Origin of the sequence: Motilimonas sp. E26 (assembly GCF_021278025.1) — a bacterium.
Lineage (GTDB): Bacteria > Pseudomonadota > Gammaproteobacteria > Enterobacterales > CBDFNC01 > Motilimonas.
Genome location: NZ_JAIBHJ010000016.1, coordinates 91,502 through 107,492 on the forward strand (window position 1 = coordinate 91,502; position 15,991 = coordinate 107,492).

Consider the following 15,991-nt stretch of genomic DNA (forward strand, 5'->3'; position numbering starts at 1 on the left):
GCTGTTGTTAAGACATAAAAAAAACGGCATAAGCTGCCGTTTTTTTATCTATGGTAATGTTTACTCTTCGTCTTCTTCGGCTTCTACTTCACGACTGAGTTGGCTCTTATTTGGATTTCCGGTTACGCCAAAGAACGTCTTGCCTTTCGCTAGCGTACGGTACTTGATCCACACCTTCTCAACGACTGATTCAGCAGGTAGTTCGCCTTGCGCCACTTTAACAAAGCGCGCTTCTTCATCAGTCATTGGCGATTGATCACCTTTAGCCAAAGCCATCAAAGAGTGTCCAATACCTTCTAATAGCTCTGCTTCCTTGATGGTAAAATCACCACTACGTTTAAAACCATAAGGAAAAGACTGATCGTCATAGAAAGCTTTACCACATACAAAACTGGTAGCCATAATTAATTTTCCTTCTTTTGCTGATTTTAGTTGCATTCAGCTGAATCTTAGTCATTATTCGCAATTACTAAATCAAAATTTTTTTTCCTCTAGCGTGAAGGTTTTTGATGGATACCGAACTACTTAAAACCTTTTTAGAAGTGGGACATACGCGCCACTTTGGTAAGGCAGCCGAAAATTTATACCTCACTCCTTCTGCCGTCAGCTTTAGAATAAAACAGCTGGAAGGCCTGTTAGGTGTAGAGTTATTTAGTCGCCACCGCAACAACATTCAAATTACTCCAGCGGGTGAACGAATGCGACCCTATGCCGAGGCGATGCTAAACGCTTGGGATCGCGCACAACAAGATATCGCGCTTAGTGAAAACAATGCATTACAGCTATCTATTGGTGCAGCCCCTAATCTTTGGGACGCATTTTTACAGCCCTATATCAATTTGGTATACACCTCATTACCCGGTCTGGCTCTGCGTGCAGACGTGATCTCACCACAGTTAATGTCCCGTCAATTGCTTGAGCGCAGTTTAGATATTGCAGTATTGTTTGATCCACCTAAGGTTGACGACATAAAACGAGAACTGTTGCAGCAAGTTGAGTTGGTGATGGTCAGCAGTGATATGAGTTGCGAGCCTTTGGTTAAAAATATAAAGAACTACATTAAAGTTGATTGGGGCACAGCATTTAACATGCAGCATGCCCGAGAGTTCTCTGATTTGCCGCAACCCATTTTACACACCAGCTCGGTGCGCATCGGATTAGACTTTATACTGCAAAATGGCGGCGCCGCTTTTTTACCTCAAGCTTTGATTCAATCATATGTTGAGGCTGGCGAGCTGGTACAAATTGCCGATGCGATTAGTTTAGAGCGCAGCGTTTATGCGGCTTACTTACCCGATAGCGATCGAATTGAGCAAATTCAGCAAGTGATAAAATATTTTCAAAATGACCAATAAAAAAGGATAGTGCAATACCATCCTTTTTTATCGTTCAGCGAGTTAGTTTTTAACTCGCTCAAACACCGTTGCGATACCTTGACCTAAGCCAATACACATGGTGGCCAAACCAAATTGAGCGTCTTGACTTTGCATCACATTAAGTAAGGTGGTGCAAATACGCGCACCAGAGCAACCCAATGGGTGACCTAAGGCAATCGCGCCACCGTTCAAGTTTACCTTGCTTTGCCAGTCATCCAGCTGCAACCCTTGTAACACCGCTAACGATTGCGCAGCAAATGCCTCATTGAGCTCGATCACCTGCATATCAGCTAGACTTAACTGCGCTCGCTGCAGCGCTTTGTGTGACGCCTCTACCGGCCCTAATCCCATTACCGAAGGCTCACAACCAGAAATAGCCATGCTACGCACTTTTGCCTTAATAGGTAAACCGAGCTGATGGGCTCTGGCTTCGCTCATTAATAACATCGCCGCGGCGCCGTCTGATAAGGCAGAGGAAGTAGCGGCTGTAATCGAGCCATGGACGGGGTCAAACACTGGACGCAGCTGTGCTAGCTGCTCAAGATTGGTTTCACTTCTTATTACTTCATCAAATTCTATCGCCGTTAAGCAACCATGTTGATCATGACCTAAGGTACTAACCACTTCATTTGCAAACAAGCCTGCTTGACTAGCCGCATAAGCTTGTTGGTGTGATCGGACAGCAAATTCGTCTTGTTGCTGCCGTGAGATTGAAAATTTACGCGCTAGCAGTTCAGCGGTAAGCCCCATCATTCCTGCCGCTTTAGCCGAATATTTAGCAATACCAGGATGAAAGTCGACGCCATGAGTCATAGGTAAGTGGCCCATGTGCTCAACCCCGCCTACCAGCATCACATCGCCATCACCACACATAATGGCTCGCGAAGCATCGTGTAGTGCTTGCATTGACGAGCCACACAGCCGATTCACCGTCACCGCACCAATATTAACTGGCAACCCAGCCAGCAAGGCGGCATTGCGAGCAATATTAAAGCCTTGCTCCAACGTCTGCTGGACACAGCCCCAGTAGATATCTTCGACGTCATCAGCCTTTAATGCATCATTACGTCGCAGTAACTGCTGCATTAGGTGGGCACTCAAGTCCTCTGCACGAACATGACGATAAATTCCCCCTTTGCTGCGCCCCATTGGCGTTCGGATCGCATCAACCACGACCACTGAATTTAATTCAGCCATAGCTTCGCTCCTTTAATAGTAAATTTCGCCAGCAATGGCTTTTTGTCTTAGGGATTCAGGAACCTGATATAAACTCCCTAAATGACTAAGAGCATCGGCTTTAGCGATAAACGCCGTTAAGCCAAGGTGCTGTAGCCAAGCAATAGCACCACCACGGAAAGGTGGAAAACCTAAGCCATAAACCAACGCAATATCTGCTTGTGCTGGACAATCAATAATGCCTTCATCTAAACAGTGCAGTACTTCATTAACCATTGGGATCATAAGGTAATCGATGATTTCTTCATCCTCGATGACGGCATCTGCAGGGTAATGTTGAGCGAGTAAATCATATGCTGACGAAGCAATCTCTTTAACAAACTGGCCATTTTTGTCGCGAGCATAATGATAAAAGCCTTCACCATTTTTCTGGCCAAAACGCTGAGCTTGATAAAATATATCAATACAATCCGTTTGTTGTTTAGCCATCCGCGTAGGATAACCTTGCGCCATCACTTCACCGGCATGATGAGCGGTGTCAATACCAACCACATCAAGCAGATAGGCTGGCCCCATCGGCCAGCCAAACTGGCCTTCCATGACCTTATCGATTTGGGCAAAATCCACTCCTTTAGCAATTAAATAGGTAAAGCCAAAAAAGTAAGGGAAGAGCACTCGGTTAACAAAAAAGCCGGGGCAGTCGTTCACAACAACGGCTGATTTACCCATTTTGCTAGCCAATGCCACCACGGTATTAATGGTTTCTTCTGATGTTTGATCGCCACGGATCACTTCCACCAGCGGCATGCGATGAACCGGGTTAAAAAAATGCATGCCACAAAAACGTTCTGGGTTGGCTAAACTCCGAGATAATAAGGAAATGGGTATCGTGGAGGTATTACTGGCTAACACGCAATCTTGACTAACATGCTGCTCTGTTTCAGCTAATACTTGCGCTTTTACTTTGGGGTGTTCGACAACGGCTTCTATCACCACATCGGCATTAGAGAGAGAGCCGTAATGTAAACTCGGTGTGATATTAATGAGGGTTTCACCTAAGGTTTGGCCATCAATTCGGCCCCGATCAAGTTGCTTATTAAGTAACTTATTGGCTTCTCGCATGCCTAATTTAAGCGCCCCAGGGTTGATGTCTTTCATTACTGTTGTTAACTGATTGCTCGCACCTTGATAAGCGATCCCCCCGCCCATGATACCTGCACCTAGCACGGCTAAATGCTGAACATCTTTACCTTGTTTAGCGATTTTTTTAGCTTGTTGTTTAAGATTCTGATCATTAAGAAAAATACCTACAAGCGAGCGGGCTACATTGGTTTTAGCTAATTTGACGAAGTGCTTGTTTTCTACCATTAATGCTTCATCACGCGCCAACCCTGCCGCCTTTTCGATGGCTTTTACCGCGGTAATAGGTGCTGGATAATGATGACCGGCCTTGACTGCGACCATGGCATTGGCCGTAGCAAAACACATCCCCGCTTCAACAGCACTTAAGGTGAGTGGCGATTTTTTCTGCTGTCGCCGCGCTTGCCAATTTAGCTTGCCAGCAATCGCTGCACGCAACATGTCTAAAGCGGCATGCTGCAAATGATCATGGTCAACCACGGCATCTAGCACCCCCACCACCAGTGCCGCTTGAGCGCTAAACTGTTTACCAGAGGTGATCCACAACAAGGCGTTATCTGCACCAATCAAGCGCGGTAAACGTACTGAACCACCAAAACCGGGCATAATGCCTAGTTTTACCTCAGGCAAACCAATTACTAAAGAAGAAGTCGCGATCCGATAATCACTGGCTAACGCACATTCGCAACCGCCACCCAGCGCAAAGCCACGCATAGCGGTAATAGTGGGTACATTTAGATTTTCTAACTGATTAAAGATGTCATTGGCTTTGACCAACCATTCACTTAACTCATTGTCAGGTAAGGCAAACTTAGGTAAAAACTCGGTAATATCAGCGCCCACCATAAAGTCAGCCTTATTATGGCTAATAATGACCCCTGACAACTCACTCATATCTTGTAAGCATTGCAACGCCTGTTCGAAAGAGACTAAGGTGCATTGGTCAAATTTGTTCACTGAACCGGCACTGTCGAAACGAATTTCAGCTATCCCATGCTCGTGCTGAATCACACTTAGAGCATCACTTTGATATAACATTAAACCTCCTTGCCCCCAGCGGCGTAACAATTATGCGGAGAGAAAATATTGCTGATTTAACCCTAAGTTTAGACAGTGAATATAAACAAGGCGTGACATTTATACCCAATTAACTTGAAAATGCATGTTTCAGAGCACCACCGTGTTTTCAATAGTAGGCACGCTAATGCAGGAATGTAGGCACCTTTCAAATTAGCGTAACAACGTAGTGGAAACACGGCGGCGCTCCCAAAGGGCACGTTTTACACACGTTTATGCTGTGTTATTGATTTTGATAAGGGCAAGGCATTACCTGCAATCAATGCCTTGCCTAAACGCGTGTAAAATCTTGCTGAAATCAAGCATCTCCAGGTTGACTGGGTATATTAGAAACAGGTAACTGCGGCTTAAAATTAAATACTCCGCTAAACAATATATTAGTGGATAGCATAAATGGCCAAAGTGAATCGCTAATCACGCACTTACAAAAAATTGATAAATTTACTAGCACTTTTGACTTATTACTCTATTATTTGCTTTATCACTAAGAAGCGCGGGAGATTTATGAAAGAGATAATTGCACTCAGCATTCTGATTCCAACTATGCTTATAACTCTGTTTGCGCTACAACAGCCTGTTATATTTGCTTTACAACTGGGAATATTTCTCCCTCTTGTCGTGTTTCAGTGTGCTTCTCAGTTAACAGAATACTGGCACAAGAAGGCCCAAATGATTCATGCTAAGCACAATGGGTCTTACCAGTCACAGATACATTAGCCTAAATAGTGAATTTAACTTATTTGCTCAAAAACTGAATTATGTAGTCAATAGCTTGGCTGGCTTGTGGGTCAATGGGCCTTTGGTCCTGCAAGTCAGCCAATGCTTTTTTCAACACTTTCAATTGCTCGGGAGTTGGCGGCTGGTCATTAAGTAATAATATTTGCCCGTCACCTTCTATTGATATTGCTAGATGTACTTTATTAGCATCAGATAAGTACAAGTATAAATCTTCCGAATATGGGTCAACTCCCTCAATGCTGAACGGCGGCGACATGACTAGTGCCTCGTCAGCCCAAACGGTCGCGAAGCACAGGTAAGCGCTCAATATCATAAAACTAATATTTTGTATTCTCACTGCTTATCCCTCGCTAGGGTTGGAGTTATCTAACCTCATCACTTAAACTAATGCTTTTATTTTATGGCTGTTGGTGACTTTCTATCACTGCCTAACTTTAATCTAAGCACAAGGACTAGCAATGAGCATAGCGGAACTAATTTCACAACTAAAAAACCAACCAAATAGTATTGAGTTTAATGATGTGATGGCTGTCATTGAAGCTAATTATGACTACAGCCCGACAGAGTTTAGTAATGGTGCTGATAATGATCTTGTCGTTAATGCCGCTGGCACCAATGAAGGCTCATGCCGTTTATTTGCCTTCGCTCAATTGAACCTGCTAGATCAAGCGCAGACACTGGCTTTATTTGGACGCTTTTACCGTGAAGATGTACTGCAAAACCCTGAAGGTAACGACCACGGCAATATTCGCAATTTTATTAAGTACGGCTGGAGTGGTATCAGATTCCAAGGCACTGTCTTGGTCGCAAAATAAGCCCCCAGAGAGATATGCAAACTTAGGTTTGCTTATCTTGCTTTCTCTTCACCGCCACAACAAAATTATTTCGTTTTACTCTGAAGCTCTTTCTACTGTAAATAGTCAGCCGACTTATTTGGATTGAGCTCATGTCTGCGTTAATTAAACAACAGCCCCCTTCTGATGGCATTCCAACTCACTTTGAGGCAATCGCTCAGGCATTAATCACGCAAGGCTACTGTATTATTCCTGATGCCTTAATTTCTGAGCCCGACTTAACCCAAGGGTTATTTTTACAGGCTAGCCAAATGCCAGAGCAAGCCTTTAGTATGGCAGGTATCGGCAGACAACAAGATCACATGCAGAATAATTTTGTGCGCCGTGATGAAATTCACTGGATTGATGGTAAAACCCCTGTTGAACAGGCATGGTTAGATTGGAATAAGCGACTACAAAACTTTTTAAATCGACGCCTCTTTCTTGGCTTGTTTTCTTATGAAAGTCATTTCGCCCACTACCGCCCTGGCGCTTTTTATAAGAAACACATGGATGCGTTTCGTGGCGAAGCCAACCGAGTTTTAACGACCGTTTTTTACTTGAACCCAAGCTGGACTACGGAAGATGGTGGCGAGTTAGTGCTCTACCCTGAACATGATCCCGACAATCAAAATACGATTTTAGAAAAAGTAATGCCTACCTTCGGCACTATGGTGATATTTTTAAGTGAGGAGTTTCCTCATGAAGTGCTACCCGCAATGCGAGACCGATACAGTATCGCAGGCTGGTTCAGGGTTAACAATACCGAAAAGTTAGACCCTCCGCGCTAGGCATTTCAGCGCCAAAGCCAAGCCTGCATCGAAACAAAATGTACCTTATTAGCGGTCATTTCATGTCGGTTCAGGCATAACTTGGAGATCTTTACTTAAACACCCAAAATTTATTTAGGGCAAAAATGACAACAGGGGTAACAAAGGTCAGTAACACCAAATAAACATAATGATGTAGCCCTAACCAGTCGATGGTTATTCCAGCCCACGTTAAGTTAAGTAACAAACCGATAGCAGCGGTCTTTGCAAAGCGAATAAAAGCTTTTTTCTGGCTAGTGACGGCCTGAGCCTCGGTCTTAAAAGTCCATTTAAATTGCCCCAAATAAGACACGCTAAAAGCCACTAAGAAACCTAAAATGTTGGCCGGTAATTGCGCAACATTCACCCAAGCGTACAAAGCATGAAATACCATCGCATGGGTGAGCGTCGCCCCTACTCCAACAACAGCAAAAGAAACCAGCTGACCAAGGTTTATATTATGCACATTTATCTGATGCTTCAGCTTGCTGATCATGGCTGTCATAGATTCCCTCAATTACATACAATGGCCGACTTTTCACTTCTTCAAAGATTCGTCCGATATATTCACCTAATATCCCAATACCAATCAGGTTTATCGCACTGAAAAATAAAATTAAGGAAATTAAAGAAGCATAACCAGGCACTTCAACACCTAGCACTAAGGTTTTGAAAATAGTAAATGCCATATAAAGAAACGCGATAACGGCGACACCGGCACCAAGATAGCTCCAGATCCTAAGAGGAGCTGTGGAGAAGCCTAAAATACCGTCTAGAGCAAAGTTCCACAACTTCCAGTAGTTCCACTTGGTTTCGCCAGCAGCACGCTGTGGACGATGGAAATAAACGTACTCGGTTTTAAACCCAGGAAAAGCAAATAAGCCTTTCATAAAGCGAGCCTTTTCCGGCATTTTACGCACTACATCCAGAACCTTTTGATCGATCAAACGAAAGTCACCGGCGTTTTGCGGAATATCCACCTTGCTGATCCGACCGATCAAACGATAAAAGGCCATCGCCGTTTTACGTTTAACAAAGTTATCGTCACGTCGATCACTACGAACGGCCACCACGGAATTAGCACCTTGGCGCCATTTCTCGACCATTTCAGTAATTAATTCAGGTGGATCTTGTAAATCCACATCCATCGGGATCACCGCTTGGCCTTTAACATTGTCTAAGCCTGCGGTTAGTGCCACATCTTTACCAAAGTTACGCGATAGATTGATTAAGCGTACATGGCTATCAGGATCAAGTGCTTTTTGATGCAGGATCTCAAAGGTTTTATCTGTGCTGCCATCGTTAACAAACAATATCTCATAAGACGATACCGCCTGCTCTAAGATTGGTGTCAGCGTATCCAAAAATAGATCGATACTTTCTTCTTCGTTCAGCACGCATACCACGACGCTAAGCTCTGGGTTAATAACCATATGTTCCCCTTCTAATGTCTCTCTTCCTTGAGAAAACGTAATATCTAATTATTATTGGCGGCGCATCCAAATCCCTTTTGGCGGCTGACCGTTGCGATTAAAGCCAAACCAATCATAATGGCTTTTTATTTGTTCGTTTATAGCATGCCAGTTTTGCTGCTGGCCAGCATCAAATACCACATATTCTACGCGGTGAGCTTGCAGCCAATCACGACTTCCACCTAAAGTACCAGCATAAAAGCTGCGTATTTTTTCTGTCATTTTCCACACTTGTGGCACTTCGCCATGCCAAGTGCGCAAATGAGAAGGCCAACCCATTAACACCGGCTTATTGTTAAAAATAGCGTAGACACTGGAATGCATGTAAGCGTTATTAGGCACGTTCTCTAATACCACCCCGCGCGGAGCTTGTTTTAAAAAATTAAACATGTCGCGGTTTTCAGGGTTGCTAGTAAACCATTCATGTCCCTGTAGCTTACCCATGTGTGCTTTATTAGAGTGAGTGAGATAGTTAACCACGTCGATCCCCGCACTAGCGGTCAGCAACAATACAATGATTGCAGGCACTTTGATCCATAGCTTTTCTGCACCTAAACAGATAGCGCCAAACAAGACTAATGCGCCAACATATATCCAGCCCCACCATTTCATCACGGTATTGGTACGGATAAACTTACCGCCAGTCGGGTCATCAATGTAAATCATTTCGCTGATCAGCAATAACAAGCCAAACGTAAGCAAGAACACCACCGTCAATTGACGCCACTTTCGATCAAATAGTGCCAATAGCATCAAGGCTAACACTGGCCACTGCATACCAACGAAGCGTGCCCAAGGCGTATGATCATCACCTGTTACTAACTTAACTGGCGTGGATACGCCCCCACTGGTAAAGCCAATTAAGAATGGATATACCAATATTCCGGCAAATAAGCCGCCCCCGATAAGAGCCGCCCAATCCGGCTTTTGCTTTTGCCAGTAAGTTAACGCTAACCAGCCGCAAAGTAACAAACCTTGCAACGGAAATACCCAAGTATTGGTGATCAACATCAACGGCACCGTGGCGCCTAACATCGCGGTGCACAAACGCACTGCTTGCTGTGCTTGAATAGTCATGATCAATACTAGTGTAATTAACAGTATTAAAAAGCCGCCTATCGGAGGATGATAATCACCAACAAAATACTGATAGCCAAAGTTTTCTAGTGGTAGGACGCGCAGCTCAAACTGTTCATTTGGCTTGTCGATTGGAAAGAAGATTTCCGCCATCTCAGCATTGGTTTTATCACCGCCCTCGTGGGCATTTTCATCATGAGAACCGGTAAAACGAGCACCCCGTACTAAATTCATAAAAGCATGATTAGAGAACTGATGACGATAGCTATTTTCCGCATTAGTAATATCGCGCTCACTGGCTGTTTCAACAAATCCTTGTTGCAGAATTTGTGGCTCGGCAGGCTGTTTATAAACTAAGTGCAGTAACGGTGATAAGCCGGTGCCACCAAAAGCTAAGGTGGCGACTAATAGCAATTTAAGCCAAGAAGACTTCACAAAATGACCGGCTAAGTGCCACGCTAACGTGACCGGTAAAGCCATTAAAATACAGAAAGATAAATTGTATGTCGTACCTATATCTAGGCTGAAAATACGCCCAATGAGCGCACCTAGGTAATGCTGGAATGCGTAGTAGAAATCAAATTTATGAGGAGAGTACCAATTATCATCAGGGGGGAGCGTGTCACCGCCCATGTAGTTGCTTATAAAATAGAGATCGGTAATGCGCTCTGAGCTGACATTGATAGCAGGCAGTGAAAAACGCCATATAAAGGCATATAAAAATGCCAAACCAAATACCAGTTCAGCACTCCAAAAGCCATTGGCTTTAAGCTGATCCTTTTGTTGGTGCACTAGATAAGCACTGGCCAGCGAGGTGATAGGCCAGAGCCAGTTCAGTGAGCCTAAACCAACAAAGTGTTCAACAAAGAAGAACACTAGGGCAAACAGTAAAACGCCTAAGGCACGCGCTAAAGCAAAGTTAGGTAGCCAACGACGGCAAAACAAGGTTAAGCCCGCTAGGTTAAGCCAAATAATCCCCAGCGTGAGGGTGAGATAAATATAATGCATGGTTAATGACTTCCTTGTTCTTTACGCTGCCAAATACCCAGTCTTAAATCGCCATATTCTTTAAACGGCAGCCAAACATAATCGCGGGCAATCTGCTGCTGGATCAACAGCCAACCCTGTTTGTTTCGATCAAAATCTGATTGTCGATAAACAATGTATTCAATTTTATACTTTGCTAACCAATCCAAGCTATTGTCTAATTTCCCTTCATACAGTAGCTGCGCTTCACGCCCACGTTGGTAAATAAAGTCAGAGTTACTACGCCATTGCTTTTGATGCGACGGCCAACCGGTAAATGAAGGTTTATTGGCAAACAATGCCATTGCCGATGCAGAGGTGTAAGCCATACGATCTAGCCCTTCTAACACCACACCATCAGGTGCGTCTTTTAGGTATTGCAGCATTTGCCTATTTTCTGGCAACTTAGTTAGCCAATGATGGCCATTAAGCTTACCAAACGATGACTTGTCCGCAGCGTCGAAATACTCAATCATGGTAATGCTATAGCTACCCAACGCTAATACCGGGATCAAGCTAACCCAGCGCAACCACTTGCTTTGTTTAGCAAATAATATACTGCCCAAAGCAACTAACATGAAAACTTGGGTCCATGACCACCATTTTAAGCTGGTGTTGAAACGCTCCCACACACCACCCATGGGGTCATCAATAATAACTAACTCTGCCAAGCCCAAAAACAAGCCACTCATTACCATAATAAAGGCAACAATAGGATATTTACGAACCATAAATGCCGCTAAGCACCATAAACAAAGTAGCGGCCATAACACCAAAAGCCATTGTTTAAAATCAACGTGTTGGCCTGCAGCAACCCACTTTATCGGCGTACTTAACGCTTGGCTGGTGAATTCAAATAAAAAAGGATAAGACAGGATCAGCGGAACCAGACCGCCAATCAAAACAGATTTATAACAAAGTGAACGGCCACTAACCTGACGATATATCAGCCAACCAAAAACCAGTAACGCTTGTAATGGCACCACCCAAGTATTCGTAATTAACATCAGTGGCCCGGTTGCCACTAAAATAGCGGTTAGTATGCGTTGCTGAAATAAACGAGTATTAATACGCTCTAATTGGAAAATACAGGCAAGGGCTAGCAGCAATAAAGCAAAACTACCTAAAGGTGGGTGATAATCACCTTGAAAGGTCAGATAACCGATGGTTTCAAGTGGCAACTCCAAATTGGTATCAGGTGCAACTCCTAGCGTTTCTTTAGCAAACTCAGTATTCATCCTAGCATCGTACATACCGATATAGCGCACGCTAGCCCACAGTTTACTTTGCGCAGAATAAGTCGGTTGATTCTCTGGATAGTCATAAAGGTAAGAAACAAAAGGGGAAACACCCGTGCCACCTGCTACAACTGCCAACAACAGTACAATTTTTAAGTATTTGTTGCGACACCAAGTGCTGACAATTGACCACACTAAGCTAAACATAAACGCCATCATCACAGCGCTGGCTAAATTATAGGTATGACCAACACTAAGGTTTAGGATTCGGCCCATTAAAGCTGCAGCATAGTGCTGAAAACCGTAGTAGAAATTGAAAGTGTAACCCGGTAGCCAGTTATCTGGCGGAGGCAGCTGGGCGCCAGCATAGTAGTTACTGACAAAGGACAAGTCGGTAAGTGCTTCTGAGCTACCATCAATATCCGGAAAAGCCATCTTCCAGAGCAAACCATAGAGCAAGCCAATAACAAATACGACTTCGTGCTTCCACAGCATTTGCTTAAAACATTGTCGTTGCTGATACAAAAACCAAACAGAAGCAAGAGTGGTGAGAGGCCATAGCCAATGCAACTGACCCAAGCCAATGTAATGCTCAGTAAAGAATAAAACTAGACAAAATAATAAGGTGCCAGCGAATTTACCAACCGCATAATGCCCCAAGTATCGTTGCCCAACAACGGCCACTGCAGCCAAATTCGTGCAGAGAATTAGCAAGGTCATTGCTAAAAAAATCAGACTCATAGCCCAAAACTTCCATGATAGTGCGAAATGATTAATTGGCCTAAGCCAGTTAAGTAGCTTCTTCCCGTTACAATCCTTGTCTCAGGAGCGTGCAGTGTAACAAACAACAGCCCGTTTATCTTCGACCTGTTTGGCAAAAAAATGCTAGTAACTGCGGGTTTCCAGCAAAAAAACGCTGGTAAACAAGAATTTGATCATAACGCTTGGTATAAAAAAGGCTACCCAATGGTAGCCTAGTCAATTTATACTGAGAAACCCTTTTAAATCAATCAAGTACTAAATTATCCATTACATTCTGCAATTGTAGCCCTTTCGACTGACGAATTTCTGCTCTTTTGAGTTTGTTATGAACTAACTCTAATGTCACACAAAGGGGTTTTTGTACTTCTTTATCAAAGCAATAAATAGTGAAGTGTGTTTCTAATCCAACTTTTTGCTTTGGCGTACTGCGAATAACAGACACCAACGAAAGATTGTCACCAGCAATAGGACTATTATTTAAATAAAAAGTCTGACTATTAATCAGTTTCTTAACTAAACGAACATCCGCTCGACGTTGTTTGTACAACAATGCAAAGGTAATCCCCAGCAAAGCAAAAATGGCAAAATAAAAAATCATACACCCTACTCCTTTATAAATAAGCAATTGAAATAAAAGTTGTCATAACAATTACTCTGACCCGTCTCTACATCCTTGCAAAGAACGAACTGTTCAAACTATAAACAGTACTAGAGACAAATTTTGCCTGATGAATTGAAAAAAAAATGTTGGCTAGGTCTAATTTAGTTTCAGTTTTAGATTTTAATGACTAAATTATTTATTTTAGAGGCTATCAATAGCTTTTTTAATGAGAAATACGGACAAAATGATTAGTTTTGCCCGTGTGATTAGGTTATTTAAGCGCGGCTGTTAATATTTCACGACTGCGCTCAAGTGTTATAGCTTGATGCTCACCAAGTGCCACCATGCCATGCTGCTCTAGCTGGGCAAGGATAGTATTAATTGCAGCCTCTTTATCGCTACCATATTCAACCAGCTGAGTGGCAACGCCTAAACCTTGGTAAAAGTGCTCTATGGCATCGATTGTACGCTCAGCTAAATCTTCACTGGGGTCCAGATTAAATACCGCTTGGCCCATTTGCTCTAACTTTACGCGCTTTGCTTCAATCTGATTGCGGAGCAGCCACGGCTGTACTATAGCCAATGAGCGGGCATGATCAACACCGTATAAAGCAGTCAGCTCATGGCCGATCATATGTGTCGCCCAATCTTGTGGCACACCTGACCCAATTAAGCCATTTAGCGCTTGGTTAGCTGTCCACATTAAGTTCGCTCGCCATTGATCATTATCGCGTTGTTCATATTGCTCAGCCAACATTTTAAGGCTAGTTAATAGCGCTTGTGCATAGCCATCCTGTACGAATGCGCCAACTGGCATGGTTAAGTACTGCTCACAAGTATGTACCCAAGCATCCACAATACCGTTTATCAACTGACGCTCTGGTAAGGTTTTCATTACATCTGGATCCATTACAGCAAACTCAGGCTGCACTGCCGGCGCCAAGAAAGCCAACTTATCTTGAGTGGCTGCACGAGTGATAACAGCCCCCATGTTTGATTCAGACCCAGTGGCCGGTAATGTTAAGATAGCACCAATGGGTAAAGCTTTGGTCACTTGGTGCTTACCTGTCAAAATATCCCAACCTTCACCATCATATAGCGAGGCTGCAGCCACATATTTAGCGCCATCTATCACCGAGCCACCGCCCACCGCGAGGATGTAATCAAGCTGTTGTTCTTTCACCAGTTCAACCGCGCGATCTAACGTTTCAGCCGTTGGGTTGGCTTCAACACCGGCAAACTCTACAAACTGATGTTGTTTCAGACTATCAACTACTTGGTCATAAACAGCGTTGTGTTTAATCGAGCCGCCACCGTACAAAAACAGTACCTTTTTATCACTCGGGATAGCATGACTAATGCTGGCTATTTGCCCTTGACCAAAATGGATCTGTGTTGGATTCACATAAGAAAATTTCATTCGATGCCCTCGCAGTCTCTTGCAGTTATGGGGTTCTAAGTGGTTTATACAACCTAAGCATGTATATTAGTCGCTAAATCCACTTTAAAATAGGCATATTCTGCGCGATTTATTGCCTATTCCTACCAAAAGAGATATGTTGGATTTTATTTACCGCTATCAAAAAAGGGTAGAGCATGCACCCCTTAGGTCAATTGATGTTGTCTTATGCAATACAGCACAACTTAGAGAAGCTGGACGGCGTTGTTGATACTGCGATAAAAAGCGTTAAGTTTTATCGTACTGGCCAGAGTAGCCAGCGCCAACCTTTGTTGTATCAATCTGGCATTATCATTATGGGGCACGGTGACAAAAGGGTGCATTTAAATGAGCGGGCGTTCAGTTACGGGCCAGGTGATTACTTGGTGCTAGGTGTGCCTTTGCCGCTAGAATGTGAAGCTTTTAGCCGAGATGACCAACCTATTTATGGCATCGCCATTGACGTAGATCCACATACATTATTGCAACTGGTTAACCAACTAGAAAAGCATCACGCTAACACAACCGCTTCGGTCGCTCCTGAGTGTGGACTGGTCGCAGAACGAATGGATCAAGCGATGCTGCAGACTTGTGAAAGGTTACTGCAGTCATTACTAAACCATGCTGAAGCCGAAATTTTAGGAGAGCACCTTGTCACAGAGCTGATTTATAGAATTTTGACAGGGCCGAGAGGTAATGTTTTGTTTAATCTTGCCAAGCAAGATGGCCATTATGCGCGCGTAGCCAAAGCGCTCACTTTAGTACATCAAGACTATTCCCAACCGCTTACTGTTGACAACTTAGCTGCCAGCGCGAGTATGAGTATATCGGCATTTCATCGCGCTTTTCGACAGGTAACACTAGAATCACCGTTACAATATTTAAAGAAAGTTCGCCTTAATAAAGCAAAAGAACTGATCACATTAGAAGGTAAAAGGGTCAATGATGCAGCTCATTTGGTGGGTTACAGCAGTCCTTCTCAATTTAGTCGAGAGTTTAAAAGACATTTTCAAACAACCCCCAAAAAAATTACAGTTTAGCTACTCGAAATGAATCAACAGAGCCCTTTATCAAACCACTTTCGAGTGGTTTTTTGTTTGGTGTGAGTTTTTTCTTCAAACGTAAAAAAGCCCGACTCTTTCGAATCGGGCTTCTACTGCTCACTATGAGCTTATTTGGCGCTTGGCGGTGTCCTACTCTCACATGGGGAAACCCCACACTACCATCG

14 protein-coding genes are annotated in these 15,991 nt (G+C 43.6%); 4 read left to right on the top strand and 10 right to left on the bottom strand.

What is annotated here, in order from left to right; genetic code table 11:
- Positions 1-60: 60 nt before the first annotated feature.
- Positions 61-402: a DUF413 domain-containing protein gene (locus K1M91_RS14095; RefSeq protein ID WP_232802680.1), complete on the bottom strand. Its 342-nt coding sequence runs from the start codon at positions 400-402 to the stop codon at positions 61-63.
- Between the two features lie 107 nt (positions 403-509).
- Between K1M91_RS14095 and hdfR the strand changes: the two genes are divergently transcribed.
- Positions 510-1,355: an HTH-type transcriptional regulator HdfR gene (hdfR, locus tag K1M91_RS14100; RefSeq protein ID WP_232802681.1), complete on the top strand. Its 846-nt coding sequence runs from the start codon at positions 510-512 to the stop codon at positions 1,353-1,355.
- Positions 1,356-1,397: 42 nt separating this feature from the next.
- Here hdfR and fadA read toward each other — a convergent pair whose 3' ends face one another.
- The 3 genes from fadA to K1M91_RS14115 all read right to left on the bottom strand — a co-directional run bounded on the left by fadA (position 1,398) and on the right by K1M91_RS14115 (position 5,844).
- Positions 1,398-2,573: an acetyl-CoA C-acyltransferase FadA gene (fadA, locus tag K1M91_RS14105; RefSeq protein ID WP_232802682.1), complete on the bottom strand. Its 1,176-nt coding sequence runs from the start codon at positions 2,571-2,573 to the stop codon at positions 1,398-1,400.
- A gap of 12 nt (positions 2,574-2,585) precedes the next feature.
- Positions 2,586-4,730 (bottom strand): fatty acid oxidation complex subunit alpha FadB, encoded by a 2,145-nt coding sequence (fadB, locus tag K1M91_RS14110; protein WP_232802683.1) that lies wholly within the window; start codon positions 4,728-4,730, stop codon positions 2,586-2,588.
- Positions 4,731-5,505: 775 nt separating this feature from the next.
- A complete protein-coding gene (locus K1M91_RS14115; protein WP_232802684.1) occupies positions 5,506-5,844 on the bottom strand; it encodes an N-acetylmuramoyl-L-alanine amidase in 339 nt (112 codons plus the stop codon).
- Between the two features lie 121 nt (positions 5,845-5,965).
- Here K1M91_RS14115 and K1M91_RS14120 point away from each other — a divergent pair, with 121 nt between their 5' ends.
- Together K1M91_RS14120 and K1M91_RS14125 are read left to right on the top strand one after the other, a co-directional pair.
- A complete protein-coding gene (locus tag K1M91_RS14120) occupies positions 5,966-6,322 on the top strand; it encodes a HopJ type III effector protein (RefSeq protein WP_232802685.1) in 357 nt (118 codons plus the stop codon).
- A gap of 131 nt (positions 6,323-6,453) precedes the next feature.
- Positions 6,454-7,131: a 2OG-Fe(II) oxygenase gene (locus tag K1M91_RS14125; protein ID WP_232802686.1), complete on the top strand. Its 678-nt coding sequence runs from the start codon at positions 6,454-6,456 to the stop codon at positions 7,129-7,131.
- Between the two features lie 91 nt (positions 7,132-7,222).
- On the opposite strand, the gene K1M91_RS14130 is transcribed toward K1M91_RS14125, so the two are convergent.
- From K1M91_RS14130 to K1M91_RS14155, 6 genes are all read right to left on the bottom strand, one after another.
- Entirely contained in the window at positions 7,223-7,654 is a 432-nt protein-coding gene (locus K1M91_RS14130; RefSeq protein WP_232802687.1) for a GtrA family protein, read from the bottom strand.
- Positions 7,608-8,582, bottom strand: coding sequence for a glycosyltransferase family 2 protein (locus tag K1M91_RS14135; protein ID WP_232802688.1), 975 nt, complete (start codon positions 8,580-8,582; stop codon positions 7,608-7,610). Before K1M91_RS14135 ends, K1M91_RS14130 begins: the two co-directional genes overlap by 47 nt.
- Before the next feature lie 51 nt (positions 8,583-8,633).
- Positions 8,634-10,706: a DUF2298 domain-containing protein gene (locus K1M91_RS14140; protein ID WP_232802689.1), complete on the bottom strand. Its 2,073-nt coding sequence runs from the start codon at positions 10,704-10,706 to the stop codon at positions 8,634-8,636.
- A 2-nt stretch (positions 10,707-10,708) separates the two neighbouring features.
- The gene (locus K1M91_RS14145; protein ID WP_232802690.1) at positions 10,709-12,703 is read right to left on the bottom strand and encodes a DUF2298 domain-containing protein; all 1,995 of its coding nucleotides are present in this window, start codon (positions 12,701-12,703) and stop codon (positions 10,709-10,711) included.
- 265 nt (positions 12,704-12,968) lie between these two features.
- Positions 12,969-13,322, bottom strand: a complete 354-nt coding sequence (locus K1M91_RS14150; protein ID WP_232802691.1) for a hypothetical protein — start codon at positions 13,320-13,322, stop codon at positions 12,969-12,971.
- 274 nt (positions 13,323-13,596) lie between these two features.
- The gene (locus K1M91_RS14155; protein WP_232802692.1) at positions 13,597-14,745 is read right to left on the bottom strand and encodes an iron-containing alcohol dehydrogenase; all 1,149 of its coding nucleotides are present in this window, start codon (positions 14,743-14,745) and stop codon (positions 13,597-13,599) included.
- Positions 14,746-14,921: 176 nt separating this feature from the next.
- Here K1M91_RS14155 and K1M91_RS14160 point away from each other — a divergent pair, with 176 nt between their 5' ends.
- Entirely contained in the window at positions 14,922-15,803 is an 882-nt protein-coding gene (locus tag K1M91_RS14160; RefSeq protein WP_232802693.1) for an AraC family transcriptional regulator, read from the top strand.
- Positions 15,804-15,991 lie beyond the last annotated feature (188 nt).

Bases quoted from the DNA above. Each gene is read 5' to 3' on its own strand.
- K1M91_RS14120 (WP_232802685.1), top strand. From the start codon at position 5,966: ATGAGCATAGCGGAACTAATTTCACAACTAAAAAACCAACCAAATAGT.
- fadA (WP_232802682.1), bottom strand. From the start codon at position 2,573: ATGGCTGAATTAAATTCAGTGGTCGTGGTTGATGCGATCCGAACGCCA.
- K1M91_RS14150 (WP_232802691.1), bottom strand. From the start codon at position 13,322: ATGATTTTTTATTTTGCCATTTTTGCTTTGCTGGGGATTACCTTTGCA.
- K1M91_RS14095 (WP_232802680.1), bottom strand. From the start codon at position 402: ATGGCTACCAGTTTTGTATGTGGTAAAGCTTTCTATGACGATCAGTCT.
- K1M91_RS14155 (WP_232802692.1), bottom strand. From the start codon at position 14,745: ATGAAATTTTCTTATGTGAATCCAACACAGATCCATTTTGGTCAAGGG.
- hdfR (WP_232802681.1), top strand. From the start codon at position 510: ATGGATACCGAACTACTTAAAACCTTTTTAGAAGTGGGACATACGCGC.
- K1M91_RS14135 (WP_232802688.1), bottom strand. From the start codon at position 8,582: ATGGTTATTAACCCAGAGCTTAGCGTCGTGGTATGCGTGCTGAACGAA.
- K1M91_RS14125 (WP_232802686.1), top strand. From the start codon at position 6,454: ATGTCTGCGTTAATTAAACAACAGCCCCCTTCTGATGGCATTCCAACT.
- K1M91_RS14130 (WP_232802687.1), bottom strand. From the start codon at position 7,654: ATGACAGCCATGATCAGCAAGCTGAAGCATCAGATAAATGTGCATAAT.
- fadB (WP_232802683.1), bottom strand. From the start codon at position 4,730: ATGTTATATCAAAGTGATGCTCTAAGTGTGATTCAGCACGAGCATGGG.
- K1M91_RS14140 (WP_232802689.1), bottom strand. From the start codon at position 10,706: ATGCATTATATTTATCTCACCCTCACGCTGGGGATTATTTGGCTTAAC.
- K1M91_RS14145 (WP_232802690.1), bottom strand. From the start codon at position 12,703: ATGAGTCTGATTTTTTTAGCAATGACCTTGCTAATTCTCTGCACGAAT.
- K1M91_RS14160 (WP_232802693.1), top strand. From the start codon at position 14,922: ATGCACCCCTTAGGTCAATTGATGTTGTCTTATGCAATACAGCACAAC.